Raw genomic sequence first — 19828 nt, 5'->3', positions numbered from 1 at the left:
TTCAGGGGGAATAAAAATGAAAATAAAATCATTGTTAGTTTTACTTATGATAATCGTTGGATTCACAAATTATTTTTGGCTGAATTCGTATGAAGAAGCTTATGCGATGCATATTATGGAAGGGTTTTTACCATTTGGTTGGGCTGCTTTTTGGTGGGCTGCCACACTCCCGTTTTTAATCCTTGGTTTGAGAAGTATACGAAAAAAGCTGAAAGACCATCCTGAATTAAAAATAATGCTCGGTTTATCTGGCGCGTTTGCATTTGTTTTATCGGCCTTAAAGGTTCCTTCTGTAACAGGAAGCACCTCCCACCCAACTGGTGTTGGTTTAGGGACTATTTTGTTTGGACCTACGGCAATGAGTGTTTTAGGTACGATTGTACTACTGTTCCAATCATTACTTTTAGCACATGGTGGTTTGACTACATTAGGTGCAAATGCTTTTTCAATGGCGGTTGTTGGACCTTTATTAGCATATGCTGTTTTCAAATTGGGGCGTAAAATGAACTTATCGTTTGCGATTTCTGTTTTTCTAGCAGCGATGCTTGGAGATTTAGGGACATATATCGTCACTTCTGTTCAATTAGCGCTTGCTTTTCCAGCTGAAGTTGGTGGCTTTTTCGCTTCTTTTTTCAAATTTGCAAGTATCTTTGGCATTACTCAAATACCATTAGCTGTTAGTGAAGGGCTATTAACCGTTATGGTTATGAATTTTCTTTTAAAATACAATATGTCTGAGCTCCAGCACTTATTTGCAGTAAAGGAGGCAAGTTAAGGATGAAAAATGCGATTTTGTTTTTATTTGTTGTACTATTGGCTATCTTTCCATTAGTTTTTCAAAAAGATGCTGAATTTAGTGGCGCTGATGGTCAAGCAGAAGGGGTGATTGAAGAGATCGCACCTGACTATGAGCCTTGGTTTAATTCGATTTGGGAGCCGCCAAGCGGTGAAATTGAAAGTTTACTATTTTCTTTACAAGTAGCTGTAGGCGCGATCGTTATTGGCTATGTAATTGGCTTTGGCCGAGCTAGAAAAAAATATTCGTTTAAAGAATAACACGGACAAGGGACTCGCTATGTTAAAAATTGATGATTATGCTTATTCAAGTGTATTAAAAGATGTCCATCCAGTAGAAAAGGTTGGCTTTGCTTTTGCTTTTCTATTATTTACGATCATCACCAAAAATATGTTTATTGCTTTCATCACGTTTTTTGTAATGAGTATAACGATTGTTTTAGCTGCAAAAATATCGTTGGTTCAATATATAAAGTTTCTTTTCCTGCCATCTTTTTTTCTTTTTTCAAGTGTCATTGCGATCATCGTATCGATTGCTCCAGTGAATAGTGTTATTACAGATGCAATCTGGAATATTGAAATGGGAGCATGGCAAATCTATATTAGTTTATCTAATCTAAAACAAGCTTATCATCTCAGCGCGACGGTAATAGCTAGTGTGAGCTGTCTATATTTTCTTATTTTAACAACACCTCTTAATCAGCTCATATGGATCTTGCAAAAAGTAAAACTTCCAACTCTATTTATCGAATTAGTAGCCTTAACATATCGCTTTATCTTTGTGCTTTTAGATAAAATGCATGAAATCTATTTGGCACAATCGAGCAGACTAGGCTATAAAAATTATCGAGTTTGGATTATATCTGCAGCCCAATTAATTGTGAGTCTTTTTATAAAATCGATCCAGTCCGCTAAGGAAGTACAAATCGCGATAGAAAGTCGCAGTGGGGGTGAAGGGTTATATGAAATTGAATTAAACTTAAACTATAATCGATTACATTGTGCTACCATTTTCTTCTCGATGACAGGGCTTTTTACTCTTACTATTTTAACTTAACACGTTGAATCAAATTGGAAACGGGGCATGCATTGTGAAATCACCAATTCTCTCCTTTGAACATTTATCTTATAAATATGCGGATGGAACGGTTGCGTTAAAAGATATTAATTTATCGATCAATCACGGGAAAAAAATTGCGTTAATTGGAAACAATGGGGCGGGAAAGTCGACAATGTTTTTACTCCTTAATGGGATTATTAAGCCTACCAAGGGTACCGTTCTATATAAGGGAAAAATGCTATCCTATACACGAAAGGAAATACGGGAACTTCGCCAACAGGTCGGGATTGTTTTTCAAAATCCTGACTCCCAGCTTTTTTCTTCAAGTGTTTACGAAGATATTAAATTTGGTCCTAAAAATTTAGGACTATCCCCAGAAAAGGTGAAGCAAACTGTTGAGGACGCAATGAAGCTAACAGAGACTGAATCGTTAAAAGATAAACCGCCCCATTTTTTAAGCATTGGTCAAAAAAAGAGAGTCGCTATTGCAGGTATTATTGCGATGAACCCGGAGATCATGGTCTTAGATGAGCCAACAGCAGGACTTGATCCGTATTACTCGAAAAAAATTATGAAGTTATTAGATTCGATTCATCATGAAAGCAGAACAATTATACTGTCTACTCATAATGTTGACTTTGCTTATGAATGGGCTGATGAAGTGATTGTTTTAAACAACGGAACGATTCTTTCACATGGCTCACCAGTTGAAGTCTTTCAAAATGTTAAAGCTGTTCGTCAAAGTCATTTAGAACAACCTTGGGTAATGGAAGTATACGATCAATTAAAGGAACTAAACGATTTCCAAGGTGTAAGCTATCCTAAATCAAAAAAAGAACTATTGGAACGAATGAGTTTATCTTTTTCTTGTAATAAAAACTACATAATGAATAAACCCTGTTCGACTTATTTTCATGCCAGGCTTAAAGGCACTAGACTTTTTTTCTGAAAATCGGTAAAGCTTTCCGAGTTATTTAGTTCACTCGCCCGTTCGTAATTTCAGTTAATTTAGAATTGATCGTAAAGATTTTTGCGTTAACATTTTCTATGCCAAATCCGGCTAATCGTTTAGAATGCATCTCTAAATATTTTTCGGCTGTTTCTTTTGTTTCGAAAATGTAAATGCCGCCGGCTTCATTTGTTTCCGGGTTTTCCGTCCAAATTTTCGACATGAAACCTTCTTCTTCAGTGATACTCTTTGCTAAATCGGAAAACTCCTCAGCCATTTGATCACCGAACGGTCCATTCATTGTAAAATCGATTTGTAATACGTATGCCATTTCTATTCTCCTTTACTAGTTTGTGGTTGTAAAATAGGATTCTCCTAGAAGTTCTTTTACTTGATATTCATTTTGTGAAAGCTCTTTTTCAATGAAAGCTTTTACTTTTGATTGGTCAATATCGTACATGACTTCAATTTCTTTTGAAAATAATAATTTTTCCTGTTTAAGCAAGCTTGAAAGTGCCTGTTGTTTCTTTGGCAGAAGTTCTTCATTATTTAAAACTTGCTCTAGCCCGGAAACATAGTTTTCTAAAGCGCGGGCACCGACAATTTTTACTCCTTTATTTTCTTTGTTTACGATAATAATTGTTGGAAATCCCCGCACACCGAGACTTGCGGCAAGCTTGAAATCTTCATTTAATAATTGCTGTCCGCTTCGTTGTTCCGCTTCGTTTACAATTGTTTTTCCATCAAGTTCAAGCTTATTTACAATGTCAATCAAAACAGATTTTTCTGAAATATTTTGATTGAATAGGAAAAGAGCTTCTCTTGTACGCCGTAAATATTCAGAAGCTAATCCATCATTATAGTGTTTTTGAATCACTTTAAATACACGGGAAGGAGGGTAAGATGATTGAACTGGATTATCAATCATCAATGTCCCGTCAATTGGCATGCGGGAATATTCGCCAACTTCCCTCCAGTGACCGGTAACGTCTGCCGGTCCAAAAATACCGTTTGCAGGATCAACAGGATCGTCACCCCATTTTTCGAGCAATCCGCCCATCACCGTATGAAAGTTAAAATAGTGTCCATACTGCTCTGTAAAACGGCGCAGCACTGGTTCGAGCACCCAGCAATGTGAACAGATAGGGTCTGTTACATAATATAAATCAACCGTTTTCTTACGTTGATTGAAATCAATGATCTCGAACTCTTTTTCTCCAACTTCTCCACAGACACCGGATTCCAGATCACAAATCATTTTATTCGTTTCCTTCATATCAACATACCACCTTTTTTTATAAGCATAAAAAGCTGCAGTTTAGATTTGCGTGAATAGTTGTTGTACAATGGCATTGTAATACATAAGAAAAAACACCCATACCGATAATTAATTAAATTTATCGTATATACAACACATTTTAAAAATTGTCTAAAAAGTAGAAGGTGATGTTAAAAAATGACTCAAGAAAAAACGGACCCTAGAATTGTTCGGACACGTAAATTAATAATGGATGCTTTTATTGAACTTTCAAGTGAAAAAGAATTCAAGGATATTACGATTAAAGATATTACAACAAAGGCAATGGTAAACCGTGCGACGTTTTATTATCATTTCGCTGATAAATATGATTTATTGGAAAAGGTATTATCAGAAGTGCTGTTGATTAATTTGGATTCTGAGAAAATCAAACAAAATGATCTAAATGAAGAGGTGGTGGTTAATATTTTCTTAGCGATTACCAATTTTCAAAATTCTTTATCTAACCGCTGCCATCGAGGATACGAAGACACGATAGCCCAGATTATAAGGGAGCAGCTCGAAATTATTTTTTGTAAAATGTTGTTGAAAAAGCGTTCACTTGATGAAAATACAGCACTGAAGAGAGCAGCTGTTATGTTAAGCTGGGGAATTTACGGCGCATCTGTAGAATGGAGAAGAAATAGAGAAGTACCGCCGGAAGAATTTATTACATCACTTCTTCCTTTTATTATGTATGGGGTTGATTTTGAGCCTTACAAAGATTAAATCAAAATGTCTGATCATGCAACAATTATCGAACGAGGAGTAAGATATGGCGAACGGTACTTGTCATCTTAACATTTTATAAAACAAAAAAGCAGTAGGCTTTAAATAAAGGGAAATGAGGTGAATTCTATGATTCTAGTCAGTTCTTGTCTCGCAGGTTTAAAGGTCAGATACAACGGCACAGACTGCTTACATAACAAAATTAAAAAACTGGTAGAAGAAAATAAGGCAATGACAGTATGCCCTGAGCTGCTCGGCGGTTTTTCAACTCCAAGAGAACCGGCTGAGATTGTTGGTGGGAGTGGCGAAGATGTTCTTAACGAGAAAGCAAAAGTAATCACTGTATCAGGTGAGGACGTCACGGGTCAATATATAAAAGGTGCGTATGAAACGTTAAAAATTGCGCAAGAAGTAGGGGCTTTACTTGTCGTTTTGAAAGAAAACAGCCCATCATGCGGAAGTGCCATGATATATAATGGAACATTTAAAGGTGAGAAGATTGCTGGGAGCGGTGTAACGGCCGCTTTACTTCAACAAAACGGTATTAAAGTTGTTTCAGAGGAAAATATATTTGAAATGATTAAGGAAATCGATTAAAAATAGCATCCTGCTAGCTGCTCCAAAGAAGTAAAAGTAACCTAAAGATTGTAAGTATCCATCCATTTAGAAACATTAGAAACCCCCACTTCAACCATAGGGAAGTGGGGGAGGTTCATCATTTCATATAACGATATTCCATTAAACTCTTCAAAATAGAGATTTCCTGTAATAATTCCTCGCCAACATTTGTTTCTAGAACCTTTTTGCGCTCCAGTTCTTTATCGACCAACCTTTTTACGGATAAAACGTCTGTTCCATTTAGGAGAACATCTTCTTTTGAGTTAAAATGCTTATGGGCGACAAGTTTCATGCCGTAAGAGTTATATAATAACGTGTAGCCGGCAATGCCTGTTTTTGATTGATACGCCTTCGAAAAGCCGCCGTCAATAACAACCATCTTGCCGTTTGCTTTAATTGGATTTTCTCCTTCAATTTCTTTAACAGGTGTATGGCCATTAATAATATGACCTTGATCTGGGTTAAGATCAAATTCTGCCAGGATTTGACGGCACGTATCCTCATTTTCACGTAAATAGTAGTATGGATTTTTTACCTCTTTATGAGTGGCTTTATCCTCAATGAAATATCGTTCAAAGGTTGTCATTGCTCTTTTTCCAAACAGTGATGAATATTCTCCTGTCCATAAATACCAAACCATATCTGTCGCAAGGTCATCTGTCTTTTCAGGATGGGCAAATGCATGACGTAAATAATGTTCAAAAACATTAAGTAAATCACGACCTGCATACGTTTTATTTTCAATCACCATTTTTTCCATATTTCCGTTTTCATCTAAAGGAATACAACCATGAATTAATAAGTTCCCGTTATATTTTAAATAAAGACTGCCTTTTTTTATAAGAAAATTCATATGTCTCGCAAGCTTTTCTGAATGTTGGACAGAAAATAACAGTTTATCTATTACCTGCTGTTCTTCTTCTAATAACTGATCAGGTTGTTCTGGGTTAATCGTTGCAAAACAAGAATTTTCTAATGGGTACGTTGTTTCACCAATCGTGATTTCGTTTTTATCATAATCAACTTTCTCAAGAAGCAGTCTTTCTGACATATTAAAGTACGGTCGTCTTTTGATGATCGGGCTTTCAAGTTTGAACTGAATCATTGCGATCGCTTGATGCATTTTCGTAATTTGTAATCGTTCATGGTCCGTTGTTTTTTTATCGGAATGTATTTTTGGTCGAAAGGCTGGATTGTCTCCATAGTATCTCTCGGCAAGGTTAAGAAGTGGCCTTAAATTGATTCCGTATACATCTTCAATAATATCTAAATTGTCGTAGCGAGCACAAATACGAATAATATTCGCAAGACAAACTTTTGAACCGGCAAAGGCACCGATCCACAGCACATCATGGTTGCCCCACTGAATATCAACGGAATGATAGTTAATGAGAGCTTCCATAATTTTATCAGGTTCCGGTCCGCGATCATAAATATCTCCTACAACATGAAGATGGTCAACAACTAATCGCTGCGTGCTGTAAGCAAGACCTGTAATAAGCTTATCAGCTTGTCCGAGTGAAATAATTTGCTCGACCATTTTTGTGTAATACTGTTCCTTATTTGCGGATTCATCTGTTTTGTACAGCAGCTCTTCGATAATATAGGTAAACTGATTAGGCAGTGCTTTACGTACTTTCGAGCGTGTATATTTAGAGGAGCAAAAAGAAATAAGCTTAATCATACGCTCAATCGTTTCTTTGTACCATAGATTTAATTCTTGTTCATTATCAACATTATTTTTAATTAACTGTAATTTTTCTTCAGGATAATAAACTAATGTGGCTAGTTCATTAATTTCTTTTTCGTAGATGACCCCGCTAAAAAGGTCTCTGATTTTCTCTTTTACTCTCCCTGATCCATTTCTTAACACATGTTGAAAGGCTTGATACTCGCCGTGTAAATCACTGACAAAATGTTCAGTTCCCTTTGGTAAATTAAGAATTGCTTCAAGATTAATAATTTCAGTAACTACTTTTTCTTCACAATCATATTTTTGAGCGAGTAAATCTAAGTATTTTTTGTTCAAAACTATGTATCCCCTTTCACAATCCAGAGCTGTTTAGCTTTTAAAAGATTTCTGCTAACTACTTATATTATAAGAGAAACCTTAAATTGAAACTATAACAGTACGTAAATTTTTGTTGGTTTTGTTTGCAATTGTAAAGAATTTTCTTAATTTTATATGATAGATCGTAACATATTTTGGTTCCAGTGTGAAAAGAATTATTTGGAAACGTCAAAGCAGTTGATTCATTCGTTATTTTTTGGATTAAGAAGCGATTTTATAAATGTTCATATGATAACTTTTAGTCCACTCCATGTGAAAAGCATGTGATATTTTATTACGCGATCATTGCAGGCTCCTTTTTTCCTCTCTATACTTGAAGTAACAAAGCACATTAATCCCACTAATTTCATAAAGGTTCACGGTTAAAGTGAACGAAAAAGCTGTCTAGGGTTCCGTTGATCATTGTATTACACAACGATTAAGTCTGGTCCGAGAGAGAGCGTATGGAAAATGTGTTGATTTCCATATACACGGAAGGATAAAAGCCTGGGAGACGACCTCTCCCAGGCTTTTCTTTTTTTTTCGCGAGCTAGATATTCTTTTGACTATTACATTTTCAAACTAATTTGAAAAAGTTGAGCGCAATTTTGTAAGAAAACTGTTCGTTTATCATTAACAGGAAAATGTAAATAAGTATGGCCATTTCGTTCAGAATATTCAGTTATAAAAGGGAGAGGGTTTCATAATGGCACAAACAACGGAATTTAAAAAGTCTTTAAATGTATTTGGAGTTGTTTTTCTCGGACTTGCGTGGATGACGCCTATGATTTTCTTTACAGTGTATGGTGTTGCTTTTGAAGCGGCGGGTGGGATGCTGTCAGCGGCTTATGTGGTCGCTTTTCTGGCAATCTTTTTTACAGCTTACAGCTACAGCCGCATGGTGAAAGCTTATCCGATTTCAGGCTCTGCTTATACGTATACGAAAAAAGCACTTAATCCAAAGATGGGCTTTCTCGTCGGCTGGGCGCTTCTTCTTGATTATATCGTTTCACCAATTATTGCATGTTTAACATTTGGTCTCTTTTTAAATGCGCAGTTTCCGAGTATCCCGGTGTATGTTTGGATTATCGTCTTAAATCTCGTCTTAGCATTTGTAAACATTATCGGTATTAAATCAGCAGCAAGAGTGAGCGGCTTTTCTGTTATCTTTCAAATCTTGTTTATCATTTTATTTTGTGTGTTCGTTGCAAAGGATATCATTGTTGGCGGTGATGGCATGGCACTGTTTTCGATGCAGCCGTTTTTTGGAAATGACTTTTCTGTTTCTACCATCTTTTCAGGGGCCGCGCTCATTTGCTTCTGTTTTCTAGGCTTTGATGCCGTTACAACGATGGCAGAAGAAACAGTAAACCCACGTAAGACGATTCCAAAAGCGATTTTTATGATTGTAAGTATTGCCGCTGTTTTATATATTTCGATTTCTTATTTAACTCAAGTTGCGTATCCAGGATTTGTATTTGAAAATAGTGATACAGCTTCATTTGAACTTGTGCAGATGGTTGGCGGTAATGTATTAAGTGCTCTTTTTACTACCGTATTAATTGTCGCGATCTTTACACAGGGCGTCTCATCAGTAACGAGTGTAACACGATTTTTATTTGCTTTAGGTAGAGAGTCGATTTTACCTAATAAAGTGTTTGGCTATCTTCATCCGAAGTTTAAAACACCGGTTGTAAATATTGTGTTTGTGACAATAATATCGTTTTTCTCGATCGCCATTGACCTTGATACGGCTGTTACATTCGTTAGTTTTGGGGCATTAACAGCATTTACGTTTGTAAATGTTTCCGTGATTTTTCATTATTATGTGAGAAATAAGAAGCGCTCTCTAAAAGAAACGTTTTTATATCTCGTCTTCCCGCTAATTGGCGCCTGCTTTATCGGCTGGTTGTTAACGTTATTGGAAAAGCAAACACTTCTGATCGGCGTCGGTTGGATTGTATTAGGCTTTGTTTACATCGGCATTCGCACAAGTCTAGCCCGAAAACCTGAAACAGAGTTAAGAAAAGGAAAAGTAGCAGTCGAAAATCGGTAATTTTAAAAATGCGTTACATAATCTAACGAAAGATCTTACAAGTTTAACAGATTTGTTTACAATGAATTTACAGAATACATCGAATTGAATAAAGATTCTCTTATTGAGAAGAAAAAAGCTGTCTAGGGTTCCGTTTCTGTGTTGAATATCTCCTTATTCAATATAGGAAGTCTGGTCCGAGAGAGAGCGTACAGCGGCAGGCAATCGCCAGCTGTATACACGGAAGGATAAAAGCCTGGGAGACGAAAATCTCCCAGGCTTTTATCTTTTTTTATTTTAATAGGCTGACTGCGATAAGAGGCTGCCTTTCACATTACTAATTTAAAGGAGGAATTCTTTATGAATAGCATTTTTAGCAAAATCATCCCTGCAGGCGGGAAATGGTCTGGAACAATCGGCAAAGGAAAACTCGTTCGTTTAACAGCTTTAGGGAACGGCGTAAATCTTTCAACACTACTGTATCACGCTGATAATTTAACAGAGCGCTACAATATGCCGGATACGTTAAAGGCGCAGCATACGTCTCATTTAACGAAAGGTCATGTCTTGATGAGCGATAACGGCAGAGTGTTAACGAGCATTGTGGAAGATACCCTCGGCTGGCATGACAGCATTTCAGGTTATACGTCACGAAAACTGACTGATCAGAAATATGGTGTAACAACATATCAAGAGCTTCGCAATGATTGGTTACGAAGCGGCGAAGAAAACTTTGCGGTGGAGCTTGTTCGAAATGGTTTAGGCGTACGCGACATCGTGCCAGTCTTAAACTTATTTTCAAAAGTGTACTGCGATGAAGACGGCAATATGCATTTTGTGAAGAATCACTGTCGACAAGGGGCGTCCGTTACCCTTCGCACCGAACTGGATACATTATTTGTTTTCTCAAATACACCGAACCCGTTAGATTCGAGTGAAAGCTATCCATCTGTTCCGGTAAAAGTAGAGGTTTTTGAGGCAGCTCCGGTTGAAGAGGACGATGTTTGTGTAAACTTCCGTCCGGAAAACCGCCGAGCATTTGAAAATACGTGGGAATATCACGCATTACGAGGCGAAGCAAAACCTGTTGTTGTGAAATAAAAAAATTGTGCAGAAGTAAGAAGAAATTTAAAGGAGGAATAAAAAATGGCCGTTTTAAACTATACCGAAAGTCCGCGAAAAGTCGAAGAAGCAATTTATGATCATGTGATTCCTGCAGGGGAAGGATGGATGCATGAGCTGAAGCCGGGTCAGGTGTTAAGAATCGTTGATTTAGAAGGCAATCAAGCGGCAGATACACTTTTTTATAATGCGGAAGATCCAGAAGATCACTACAGCGCTGTTGCGACAATTGCAGGTCAGCAAAATATTTACCTTTCAACAGGAACGATTTTACGCTCTGAATCGAATAAAGAGTTATTAAAAATTGTTGCCGATACGTGCGGCCGTCATGATACGTTAGGCGGTGCCTGCTCAGCGCAGAGCAACACCGTCCGCTATTCACACGACACGCTGCCGATGCACAACTGCCGCGACACGTTCATGCTGCAGCTGTCTCAATATGACGACAAATATACGAAGCGCGATTTAGCACCAAACATTAATTTCTTTATGAACGTACCGGTTACACCAGAAGGCGGCTTAACATTTGCGGACGGCGTTTCCGCTTCAGGACGTTACGTCGAAGTGCAGTCAATCGTGAAAACAATTGCATTAATCAGCAACTGCCCGCAGTTAAACAATCCTTGTAATGCTTACAATCCAACACCAGTGCGCGTGTTAATTTGGGATAACTAAAAACAGCATAGAATTTTTAGAATAGGGAGAGGATCATATGTTTAAAAAAGTATTAATCGCCAACCGCGGCGCAATTGCCGTTCGAATAGAGAGAACATTGAAAAAGTTAGGGATAGCTTCTGTTGCCGTTTACACAAAGGCCGATCAAGACAGCTTACACGTTGATCATGCTGATGAAGCGGTATTAATTGGCGAAGGTGCCGCAAAAGACAGCTATTTAAATGCTGAATTAATCCTTAAAACAGCGCTTGAAACAGGAGCAGAGGCCATTCACCCAGGATACGGATTTTTAAGTGAAAATGCAGCCTTTGCAAGAGCTTGCGAAGAAAAAGGCATTGCGTTTATTGGTCCATCACCAGAGCAGATGGAAGTGTTCGGGTTGAAGCACTCAGCACGCGAAGTTGCCGAGCGTGCCGGGGTTCCGCTTCTTTTCGGAACAAATTTAATCGATTCTTTAGAAACAGCATTAGAACAGGCGCAGAAAATCGGCTATCCAGTTATTTTAAAAAGTACAGCAGGCGGCGGCGGAATCGGGATGCGTGTTTGTGAAAGTGAAGAAGGGTTACGTGTCGCGTACGATGGTGTGCTGCACTTAGCGGAAACGAACTTTAACAACGGCGGCTTATTTTTAGAAAAATATATCGAAAAAGCGCGTCATATCGAGGTGCAAATTTTCGGAAATCGCTTTGGCGAAGTTGTGACATTAGGCGAGCGTGACTGCTCGATTCAGCGCCGCAACCAAAAAGTAATTGAAGAAAGTCCGGCGCCGAAGCTTTCTGATGACGTACGCGAGAAAATGTTTGCAGCGGCGAAACGGTTAGCGGAAGAGGTCGGCTACCGCAGTGCCGGAACAGTTGAATTTTTATATGACCCAACAAGCTGCGAGTTTTACTTTTTAGAAGTGAATACGCGCCTGCAGGTGGAACATGGTGTTACGGAAGAAGTATTAGGCGTTGATTTAGTCGAATGGATGGTAAAAGAAGCGGCCGATGAGTTAAAAAATTTACAGCCGCTTGTAAAGAAGCCAACAGGTCACAGCATTCAGGCGCGAATTTACGCAGAAGACTGCTTTCATGATTTCCGTCCGAGTGCCGGTCAGTTAGATCAAGTGATTTTATCTGAGCTCGCCCGAAATGAAACGTGGGTGAGAGACGGCATTACGGTTACATCGCTGTATGATCCGATGCTTGCAAAAATTATTGTACATGGAGAAAACCGAAACGATGCAATTCAAAAATTAAGTAAGGCGTTAAGTGAAACGCGTTTATACGGCATCACAACAAATCTGCAGTATTTACAAGCACTGCTTCAGGAAGAAGCTTGTCTTGCCGGTGATGTGTACACGAGAATGCTGAATTCGTTTGAAGCGGTTGAAAATGCGCTTGAAGTATTAGACGGCGGTGTTCAGACAACAGTACAGGATTGGCCGGGCCGAAAAGGTTATTGGGGTGTTGGTGTTCCTCCTTGTGGGCCGATGGATCCTTTATCATTTCGTATCGGCAATAAGCTGTTAGGAAATGACGACAATGCTCCGGGCTTAGAATTTACACTCCGCGGCGGCTCGTATCAATTCCGAAATGAGATGGTTTTTTGCTTAACGGGTGCCGATATGGAAGCAAAATTAGATAACGAAGCGGTGCCGTTATATAAGCCGGTGCTTGCGAAAAAAGGGCAAATTCTATCATTTGGCGAAGCAAAAACAGGAATGCGGGCTTATATGCTTGCTGCCGGCGGATTTGATATGCCGAAAATTTTAGGCAGCTCTTCTACGTTTACATTAGGTAACTTTGGCGGTCACGGCGGCCGTGCGCTTCGAACAGGTGATGTGCTTTCTGTTTATAATAATATAACGCCAAGTATTGATGCTTTCGTTCCAGAAACTCATCAGCCGGAAATTAATAAAACATGGACAATCGGTGTGATTCCAGGTCCGCATTGTACAGAGGAGTTTTTACAGCCTGAATATTTAAAGCAGCTAACGGAAACAAAATGGGAGATTCATTTTAACAGCTCGCGTACAGGTGTCCGTTTAGTTGGACCAAAACCGCTTTGGACGCGTGAAGATGGCGGTGAAGCAGGACTGCATCCTTCAAACATTCATGATAATGCGTATGCAGTTGGAACACTTGATTTAACAGGCGATATGCCGATTTTACTCGGTCCGGATGGTCCTAGTCTCGGCGGCTTTGTTTGTCCGGTGACGACTGCTTCAGCAGAGTTTTGGAAAATTGGTCAGCTTCACCCAGGCGATACCGTTCAATTTAAACTGATTACACTTGAAGAAGCTGACCGTCTGCGTAAACTTCAGGATCAAAACCTTCAAGAGATTGGTGAAAATCGTCCAGCACAGTTAAAAGCAGTCGTGCTCTCTGAACCAACAGAGGAAATCACGCCAGCTTATCCGGTGTTTGTCGCTGAAAAGGAAAATCGACAACTTCCAATCACGATCCGCTTTAGTGGTGATGAAAACCTGCTTGTTGAGTATGGAGAGATGGAATTAGATTTATTACTTCGTTTTCAAGCACATGTGTTAATGGATGCGATTCAAAAAAGCGAAGACATTCCCGTACTAGACTTAACGCCGGGCATCCGTTCCTTACAAATTCATATTGATGCTTCAAAAATGACGGTAAAAGAAGCAGCGAAAAAGGTACTCGAAATTGATCAAAGCTTGCCACCGCTTGAATCCATTCAAGTGCCGTCACGAGTTGTCCGTCTGCCATTATCGTGGAATGATCCGTCTGTACAGCTTGCGACAGAGCGCTATCAGCAAAATGTTCGTCCTGATGCGCCGTGGTGCCCGGATAATCTTGAATTTATTCGCCGAATTAACGGCTTAGACAGTATTGAAGATGTAAAAAATGTTGTCTTTGATGCTAACTATCTTGTGCTTGGACTTGGTGATGTGTATTTAGGAGCACCGGTGGCAACACCAATTGATCCGCGCCATAGACTAGTTACAACAAAATACAATCCAGCCCGAACGTGGACACCGGAAAATGCGGTTGGGATCGGCGGAGCTTACATGTGTGTGTACGGCATGGAAGGTCCTGGCGGTTATCAGTTTGTTGGGCGGACGATTCAAATGTGGAATAAGCTTCGCACGACGAAAAGCTTTGAGCCTGGTAAGCCGTGGTTATTACGCTTCTTTGACCAAATTCAATTTTACCCGGTTGAAGCAGATGAACTGCTGCAGTTAAGAGAAGATGTGCTCCGCGGCCGTTTTGAAGTGGATATAACTGAAACAACATTTGATCTTGGTGACTATTTGAAATTCCAAGATGAGATTAAGGAAAGTGCTGCGCAGTTTAGAGAACGTCAGCAAAAAGCTTTCCGTGCAGAACGTGAACGATGGAAAGAGCAGGGAATCGCCGAGCATGTCGCAGAGGAAGATTCACTAGCTGACGGCGAAGAAGATGAACTTCCGGAAGGTGCAATTGCTGTGAACTGTTCAATGCCGGGAAGTGTTTGGAAAGTGATTGTGTCTCGAGGACAGCAGGTGAAAAAAGACGATGTACTTATTATCGAAGAAAGCATGAAAATGGAATTTCCGCAAGGGTCTCCCTGCGACGGTGAAATTGCCGATGTGTATGTAAAACCTGGTGATTCCGTTCATGCTGGACAATTAATTGTCAGCATATATGAAGAAAAAAAGGTGGGGGTTGCGCAATGAGAAAAATAGACATTCCTAGTAAGTTAACGCTAGCTTGGCTTCGTGAAAAATATCAAAATCATGAATTAGCACCAGAAGAAGTGATCGAAGAGGTTATTGAACGTGCTAAAAAAGACGAAGAAATGAACATTTGGATTACGGTGCCAAAGCTTGAACATATTCAGCCTTATCTTGATCGCCTTGCTGAACTTGATATGAACGCCGCGCCATTATGGGGAATTCCGTTTGCGATTAAAGATAATATTGATTTAGCTGATGTTCCGACAACGGCTGGCTGCGAGGAGTTTAGCTATACACCGACTGAACATGCTTCTGTTGTCAAACGATTAATTGAAGCAGGTGCAATTCCAGTCGGAAAAACGAATTTAGATCAATTTGCGACAGGGTTAGTCGGAACACGAAGTCCATATGGTGAGGCGCATAACTCACTGCGCCCAGAACTTATTAGCGGCGGATCAAGCTCCGGCTCAGCCGTTTCTGTTGCAAGAGGGCAGGCTGTTTTCTCACTCGGCACGGATACAGCCGGTTCCGGTCGCGTCCCGGCTGCGCTTAATAACTTAGTCGGCTTAAAACCGAGCTTAGGCGCATGGCCGACTAAAGGCGTTGTCCCAGCGTGCGCAAGTCTTGACTGTGTAACAGTTTTTTCTCATAATTTAGAAGATGCTTATAGAGTAGATGCGGTCGCACGAGGATTAGATTCAGAAGATCCATGGTCGCGTGAGCTTCCAATTCCGCAGGGCAAGCTTCCGAAAAAAATCTGCCTGCCGGAAGGTCCGTTAACATTTTACGGTCCGTTTGCAGAGCAATATGAAAAGGCTTGGAATGAAACGGTTGAAAAAGTAAAGAAGCTTAATATCCCGGTTGAAACGATTGACTATAATTTCTTTTCTGAAGCGGCAGCGATTTTATATGACGGTCCATTTGTTGCAGAGCGCTGGGCAGATTTAGGCGGCTTTATTAATGATCATCCGGGTGTAACATTCCCGGTTACAGAAAAAGTACTGCGCTCAGGCGCGCAGCCAAAATATGATGCCGCATCTGTTTTTAACGCGATGCACAAATTACAGGAATTTAAGCGGAGAGCAAGTATTCTCTTAAAAGATGCTGTACTTGTGACACCAACAGCGGGCGGAACATGGACGCGCGATGAAGTACGTAACGATCCAATTAAAACGAACAGAGACATGGGATTATACACGAATCACTGCAACTTGTTAGATTTATGTGCAGTTGCCGTGCAGGCTGGGGAAGCTGATACAAATCTTCCGTTTGGAATTACATTGTTTGCATTAGCGAACGATGAAGGACTGATCGCAGGAGCGGCTGAGGCGTTCGTTAACAAAAACCAATCGAAAGCGAAACAGGAAACAACACTTGTTGCTGTGTGCGGCCTCCATATGAGAGGCTTTCCGTTAGAAAAACAAATGCTCGAATTTGGCGCAACTTTTGTTCGTGAAGCTAAAACTGCTGAAAGCTACCAATTTATTAAACTTGCAACCGAACCGACAAAGCCAGGCTTAATTAAAAAGAAATCAGGCGGTAAAGCAATCGAAATCGAAGTTTGGGAAATGCCGCTCGCTTCCTTTGGCGCCTTTGCAGCACTTATTCCAGCGCCGCTTGGGATCGGTAAAATCGAGCTCCAAGACGGCTCAGAAGTACCCGGCTTTATTTGTGAAGGCTATGCCGCAGAAGATGCCGAGGATATTTCAGACGCTGGAAGTTGGAGGAAAGTGCCTCTGAATATTTAACTTCTTATTGATGAGCGATTTTATAAAAATGGCGTTATAAGACTTAATTATATAAGAAGTTTGGATTAGTGCCAGCCTCTTGGGGAGTATGACAAGAGGCTGGCACTAGTTTTTTAGTAAATTCAAATAGGTTTATCCTTACAGATACATACTTATATAAATCGCGATGGAGCTGTAAAATCACATTTTTATTAACAGGAATAGCCTCAGCGGATGCATGAATAATATTTAAAAAATCTCTATATCCAGAAATTTCTCCTTTAGATCGGTCGATAGGTTTGTTTTTATTTGTCATAATGCCTTTTAAACGTTTATCCTTAATAATAATATCTTCAATGGCATTCGATGCTTTCGTTGATTGCATAACAGCAACATCAATTAATTTTTTTAAGAGTTGAGGGGATTGTTTTTTATAGAGCTCTTGTTTTCCTTTATATTCATTAATTTTTCCAATTAAATGTACTGTCTCCATCGGCAGCATAAGTTTTTTAATTTTTCATAATTTAAACACTCTCATTTAGCTTGCGGATTATTTAAAACAAGGTCATGCGAGTGAGACGTTTATTACATCTCAACTAATGTTAAAATGATGAAGATTCATGGAGTGCTGAATATGAGCGAGATAGACTAAAAGAATTTCAGTTGGAACTAATTGGGCACAATGATTCAGAGGAAAAGGCTGCCGAGTTTATTCAGAATTGGAGGAAAGGGACATGCTAAAAATAAGAAACGTCACAATAGAAGATTTACCACAACTTGTTGCGATTGAAAATTCTTGTTTTACAAAAGAAGAGGCTGCGACAGAAGAAGCGTTTAAACAGCGGATTCGCTTCATACCCGATAGCTTTTTTATCGCTGAAGAGAATGACAAAATTGTAGGTTTAGTGAATGGACCGGTCATTGAAACAGCGTTTATTACAGATGATTTATTTACTGAGATAAAGGAAAATCCAGCATCCGGCGGGCATCAAAGTGTGTTAGGATTAGCGGTTTCACCAAGCTTTCAAAAACGGGGCGTGGCAGCAGCGCTTCTTGCCCACCTTGAACAAGAAGCGCGTAAGAAAGAACGTGAAACGATTACTCTTACATGTAAAGAGAACTTAATTCGCTTTTATGAAAAGTATGGATACGGTAACAGCGGTGTTTCAAGTTCTCAGCACGGCGGAGTCACCTGGTACAATATGATTAAAAAATTGTCGTAAATGTTTCTAAAACAAACGAACGGCTTCTTAAGTAAGAAGGCGTTTTTTTGTATTTAATCAAAATAATTTAGTAGAAAAGACCTTTAGGCTGGGAGCACGTTTGTGTTGTCAGCCTAATTTTATAAAAAGCAGATGCTTCTTCTTATCGCTGTGAATAGGAATATAACAATTACAATTAAAGAAAAAGAGTGGTGAACTATGAACTGGATGAATGGAAATGAAAAAGATGTTCTGCGGTATACGGCGATTGGAGATTCGCTTTCGGTTGGTGTGGGCGCATCATTGTTTTCACCAGGATTTGTTGAACGATACTTACATTTGGCTGAAAATAAGCTCCAGAAACAAATTGATGTAATGAAATTTGCAGAGACGGGAGCTACAACAGAAGATGTATTGAAAAGCCTTGACTTACCTTTTGTAGAAGAAGAAATAAAAAATTCCGAAATGATCACAATCACTGCTGGAGGAAACGACCTGATTGATGTTGCAGAAAAGTTTTTAGAAACAAAAGATGAACAGGTTCTCTTGCAGGCATTAACGAACTGTAGGAAAAATATGAGCAGCATTTTAAAGAAAATTCATCAACTAAAATCGCAGTCAGCTGACCTTTATTTTATAAGATTAGTTAATTTATATAATCCGTTTCCTGACAGAAAAGAAGCCGTAAAGTGGGTGCGTGCCTTTAATAAGCATTTGGAAAGCTTTAGTCGTTTAAAAGGTGTGAGTGTTGCTAAAATAGATCAGGCTTTTCAAGGAAATGAAGAGCGCTTTCTTTCTTTCGATGGCGTTCATCCGAATGATTTCGGATATGACAAGATTGCGGAAGTATTGAATGAGTTAGGATATGCTCCGTTAGATTTAGAAAATATGCCTGAAGAGTAATTTGAAGTAGAACCATTTACAGTAATTAAAGAACGATTAATTACGGTCATACAATGGGTTTTAGTTAATAATGGATAATTATTATAATGGCTTCGTTTTTCTAGTGAAAACACCAAGCAGAGGACTTTTTCCTTGCTTGGTGTTAATTGTTTATATGATCTTCAAGTTCAACAAGTCGCTTATCGATTTCAATCAAGTTTTTGTTGGTATTGTTCAGAAACGATGAAATCATCTTCCATTAGAACATAAGGATGGGTTTCCATCAAAATTTTTACAAGGTAGTCCGGCATTTCTTCTCCTTCGTAGGCACAAATTAATGGAAAAGAAAGCTGATTGACAGCTTCGTCTACTATTTTCTCAAAATTTTCTATTAAATAAAGAGGCTCTTCCATAGTGGTCCACTCCACATGGGCCCAGGACCGGAAAGAAACTTTATTTTCTACATATGGCTGAACCATTTTATTAAAATAATCAAGAATGGCAGGAGGATGATAGCTACCGCTTGAAAAATAGAAATTAAAACTGTTTACATAGTGCACGAATTCCATTTCTTCTTCTGTTAATCGTGTGTTCAACTCTTTGTAAATCATATGGTAAACAGGTTCATTTTCAATAAGGATAACGTAATCTCCTGTCATAATGCCTTCTTCTATAAAACTTACGACTTGTTTAAGGTAATTTTCTATGTTGTTATAGGCATACAGCACATGAACACTTCTTTGATCCTTGAATAATTGCTTCATTTTATTTTTCAAGAAATTACTCCCTTCATCTTGAGCCATCTACATCCATACTATCAAATTTTAATAGATAAATCTAAAAATATATAAGTTCAGGTTAATTTATCGACATATGAATATCGCTTCTTCTTTTTAGTACTTGTTGAGGAACATCCTGAATGAAACGTACAAATTCATCAACGGCAGAACAGATTTCAGCTCGATTTTGATAGAAACAATTGGCGATGACGCTTCCTTTTAACCATTTCCACAT

At 39.0% G+C, this 19828-nt stretch carries 18 protein-coding genes and 2 riboswitches; of the genes, 13 read left to right on the top strand and 5 right to left on the bottom strand.

Annotation, left to right across the window (positions count from 1 at the left end):
* Positions 1 to 16: 16 nt before the first annotated feature.
* From DS031_RS19515 to DS031_RS19500, 4 genes are read left to right on the top strand one after another with little or no spacing between them, the layout of a single operon-like run.
* Positions 17 to 775 carry an energy-coupling factor ABC transporter permease gene (locus DS031_RS19515; RefSeq protein ID WP_113807830.1) on the top strand — a complete coding sequence of 253 codons (759 nt, stop codon included), beginning with the start codon at positions 17 to 19 and terminating at the stop codon, positions 773 to 775.
* A gap of 2 nt (positions 776 to 777) precedes the next feature.
* Positions 778 to 1056, top strand: a complete 279-nt coding sequence (locus DS031_RS19510; RefSeq protein WP_113807828.1) for an energy-coupling factor ABC transporter substrate-binding protein — start codon at positions 778 to 780, stop codon at positions 1054 to 1056.
* 19 nt (positions 1057 to 1075) lie between these two features.
* Entirely contained in the window at positions 1076 to 1852 is a 777-nt protein-coding gene (gene cbiQ / locus DS031_RS19505) for a cobalt ECF transporter T component CbiQ (RefSeq protein WP_113807826.1), read from the top strand.
* A 34-nt stretch (positions 1853 to 1886) separates the two neighbouring features.
* On the top strand, positions 1887 to 2804 hold the full coding sequence (locus DS031_RS19500) for an energy-coupling factor ABC transporter ATP-binding protein (protein WP_113807824.1): 918 nt from the start codon (positions 1887 to 1889) through the stop codon (positions 2802 to 2804).
* A 25-nt stretch (positions 2805 to 2829) separates the two neighbouring features.
* Here DS031_RS19500 and DS031_RS19495 read toward each other — a convergent pair whose 3' ends face one another.
* On the bottom strand, positions 2830 to 3135 hold the full coding sequence (locus DS031_RS19495; protein WP_113807822.1) for a monooxygenase: 306 nt from the start codon (positions 3133 to 3135) through the stop codon (positions 2830 to 2832).
* Between the two features lie 15 nt (positions 3136 to 3150).
* Positions 3151 to 4080 (bottom strand): DsbA family protein, encoded by a 930-nt coding sequence (locus DS031_RS19490; RefSeq protein ID WP_245947558.1) that lies wholly within the window; start codon positions 4078 to 4080, stop codon positions 3151 to 3153.
* A 180-nt stretch (positions 4081 to 4260) separates the two neighbouring features.
* On the opposite strand from DS031_RS19490, the gene DS031_RS19485 reads away from it, so the two are divergent.
* Together DS031_RS19485 and DS031_RS19480 are read left to right on the top strand one after the other, a co-directional pair.
* Complete coding sequence (locus DS031_RS19485; RefSeq protein ID WP_113807821.1) at positions 4261 to 4830, top strand: TetR/AcrR family transcriptional regulator; 570 nt, start codon at positions 4261 to 4263, stop codon at positions 4828 to 4830.
* A 129-nt stretch (positions 4831 to 4959) separates the two neighbouring features.
* Positions 4960 to 5427 carry a 2-thiouracil desulfurase family protein gene (locus DS031_RS19480; protein ID WP_113807819.1) on the top strand — a complete coding sequence of 156 codons (468 nt, stop codon included), beginning with the start codon at positions 4960 to 4962 and terminating at the stop codon, positions 5425 to 5427.
* A 118-nt stretch (positions 5428 to 5545) separates the two neighbouring features.
* Here DS031_RS19480 and fbp read toward each other — a convergent pair whose 3' ends face one another.
* Positions 5546 to 7477 carry a fructose-1,6-bisphosphatase gene (gene fbp, locus DS031_RS19475; RefSeq protein ID WP_113807817.1) on the bottom strand — a complete coding sequence of 644 codons (1932 nt, stop codon included), beginning with the start codon at positions 7475 to 7477 and terminating at the stop codon, positions 5546 to 5548.
* Between the two features lie 415 nt (positions 7478 to 7892).
* A riboswitch (guanidine-I (ykkC/yxkD leader) is annotated at positions 7893 to 8014 on the top strand.
* Positions 8015 to 8204: 190 nt separating this feature from the next.
* On the opposite strand from fbp, the gene DS031_RS19470 reads away from it, so the two are divergent.
* The 5 genes from DS031_RS19470 (at position 8205) to atzF (ending at position 16751) form a co-directional block, all read left to right on the top strand.
* Positions 8205 to 9554 (top strand): APC family permease, encoded by a 1350-nt coding sequence (locus DS031_RS19470; protein ID WP_113807815.1) that lies wholly within the window; start codon positions 8205 to 8207, stop codon positions 9552 to 9554.
* A gap of 111 nt (positions 9555 to 9665) precedes the next feature.
* Positions 9666 to 9798: riboswitch (guanidine-I (ykkC/yxkD leader) on the top strand.
* Positions 9799 to 9893: 95 nt separating this feature from the next.
* Positions 9894 to 10634, top strand: coding sequence for an urea amidolyase associated protein UAAP1 (locus DS031_RS19465; protein ID WP_113807814.1), 741 nt, complete (start codon positions 9894 to 9896; stop codon positions 10632 to 10634).
* A 45-nt stretch (positions 10635 to 10679) separates the two neighbouring features.
* The gene (locus DS031_RS19460; protein WP_113807812.1) at positions 10680 to 11330 is read left to right on the top strand and encodes an urea amidolyase associated protein UAAP2; all 651 of its coding nucleotides are present in this window, start codon (positions 10680 to 10682) and stop codon (positions 11328 to 11330) included.
* A 37-nt stretch (positions 11331 to 11367) separates the two neighbouring features.
* Positions 11368 to 15003, top strand: a complete 3636-nt coding sequence (gene uca / locus DS031_RS19455) for an urea carboxylase (protein ID WP_113807810.1) — start codon at positions 11368 to 11370, stop codon at positions 15001 to 15003.
* On the top strand, positions 15000 to 16751 hold the full coding sequence (gene atzF / locus DS031_RS19450) for an allophanate hydrolase (RefSeq protein ID WP_113807809.1): 1752 nt from the start codon (positions 15000 to 15002) through the stop codon (positions 16749 to 16751). Before uca ends, atzF begins: the two co-directional genes overlap by 4 nt.
* Positions 16752 to 16794: 43 nt before the next feature.
* Here atzF and DS031_RS19445 read toward each other — a convergent pair whose 3' ends face one another.
* Positions 16795 to 17223 carry a Fic family protein gene (locus tag DS031_RS19445; RefSeq protein ID WP_181833257.1) on the bottom strand — a complete coding sequence of 143 codons (429 nt, stop codon included), beginning with the start codon at positions 17221 to 17223 and terminating at the stop codon, positions 16795 to 16797.
* Positions 17224 to 17464: 241 nt separating this feature from the next.
* Here DS031_RS19445 and DS031_RS19440 point away from each other — a divergent pair, with 241 nt between their 5' ends.
* Together DS031_RS19440 and DS031_RS19435 are read left to right on the top strand one after the other, a co-directional pair.
* The gene (locus DS031_RS19440; RefSeq protein ID WP_113807807.1) at positions 17465 to 17953 is read left to right on the top strand and encodes a GNAT family N-acetyltransferase; all 489 of its coding nucleotides are present in this window, start codon (positions 17465 to 17467) and stop codon (positions 17951 to 17953) included.
* A 198-nt stretch (positions 17954 to 18151) separates the two neighbouring features.
* Positions 18152 to 18835, top strand: a complete 684-nt coding sequence (locus DS031_RS19435) for a GDSL-type esterase/lipase family protein (protein ID WP_113807805.1) — start codon at positions 18152 to 18154, stop codon at positions 18833 to 18835.
* A gap of 188 nt (positions 18836 to 19023) precedes the next feature.
* Here the strand turns inward: DS031_RS19435 and DS031_RS19430 are convergent, their stop codons facing one another.
* Positions 19024 to 19590 carry an MEDS domain-containing protein gene (locus DS031_RS19430; RefSeq protein WP_113807803.1) on the bottom strand — a complete coding sequence of 189 codons (567 nt, stop codon included), beginning with the start codon at positions 19588 to 19590 and terminating at the stop codon, positions 19024 to 19026.
* Positions 19591 to 19828 lie beyond the last annotated feature (238 nt).

Origin of the sequence: Bacillus taeanensis (genome assembly GCF_003318295.1) — a bacterium.
GTDB lineage: Bacteria > Bacillota > Bacilli > Bacillales > UBA6769 > Maribacillus > Maribacillus taeanensis.
This window is presented reverse-complemented; position numbering and strand designations above follow the sequence as displayed.

Bases quoted from the DNA above. Each gene is read 5' to 3' on its own strand.
- DS031_RS19515 (WP_113807830.1), top strand. From the start codon at position 17: ATGAAAATAAAATCATTGTTAGTTTTACTTATGATAATCGTTGGATTC.
- DS031_RS19510 (WP_113807828.1), top strand. From the start codon at position 778: ATGAAAAATGCGATTTTGTTTTTATTTGTTGTACTATTGGCTATCTTT.
- cbiQ (WP_113807826.1), top strand. From the start codon at position 1,076: ATGTTAAAAATTGATGATTATGCTTATTCAAGTGTATTAAAAGATGTC.
- DS031_RS19495 (WP_113807822.1), bottom strand. From the start codon at position 3,135: ATGGCATACGTATTACAAATCGATTTTACAATGAATGGACCGTTCGGT.
- DS031_RS19490 (WP_245947558.1), bottom strand. From the start codon at position 4,080: ATGAAGGAAACGAATAAAATGATTTGTGATCTGGAATCCGGTGTCTGT.
- DS031_RS19485 (WP_113807821.1), top strand. From the start codon at position 4,261: ATGACTCAAGAAAAAACGGACCCTAGAATTGTTCGGACACGTAAATTA.
- DS031_RS19480 (WP_113807819.1), top strand. From the start codon at position 4,960: ATGATTCTAGTCAGTTCTTGTCTCGCAGGTTTAAAGGTCAGATACAAC.
- DS031_RS19470 (WP_113807815.1), top strand. From the start codon at position 8,205: ATGGCACAAACAACGGAATTTAAAAAGTCTTTAAATGTATTTGGAGTT.
- DS031_RS19465 (WP_113807814.1), top strand. From the start codon at position 9,894: ATGAATAGCATTTTTAGCAAAATCATCCCTGCAGGCGGGAAATGGTCT.
- DS031_RS19460 (WP_113807812.1), top strand. From the start codon at position 10,680: ATGGCCGTTTTAAACTATACCGAAAGTCCGCGAAAAGTCGAAGAAGCA.
- uca (WP_113807810.1), top strand. From the start codon at position 11,368: ATGTTTAAAAAAGTATTAATCGCCAACCGCGGCGCAATTGCCGTTCGA.
- atzF (WP_113807809.1), top strand. From the start codon at position 15,000: ATGAGAAAAATAGACATTCCTAGTAAGTTAACGCTAGCTTGGCTTCGT.
- DS031_RS19445 (WP_181833257.1), bottom strand. From the start codon at position 17,223: ATGGAGACAGTACATTTAATTGGAAAAATTAATGAATATAAAGGAAAA.
- DS031_RS19440 (WP_113807807.1), top strand. From the start codon at position 17,465: ATGCTAAAAATAAGAAACGTCACAATAGAAGATTTACCACAACTTGTT.
- DS031_RS19435 (WP_113807805.1), top strand. From the start codon at position 18,152: ATGAACTGGATGAATGGAAATGAAAAAGATGTTCTGCGGTATACGGCG.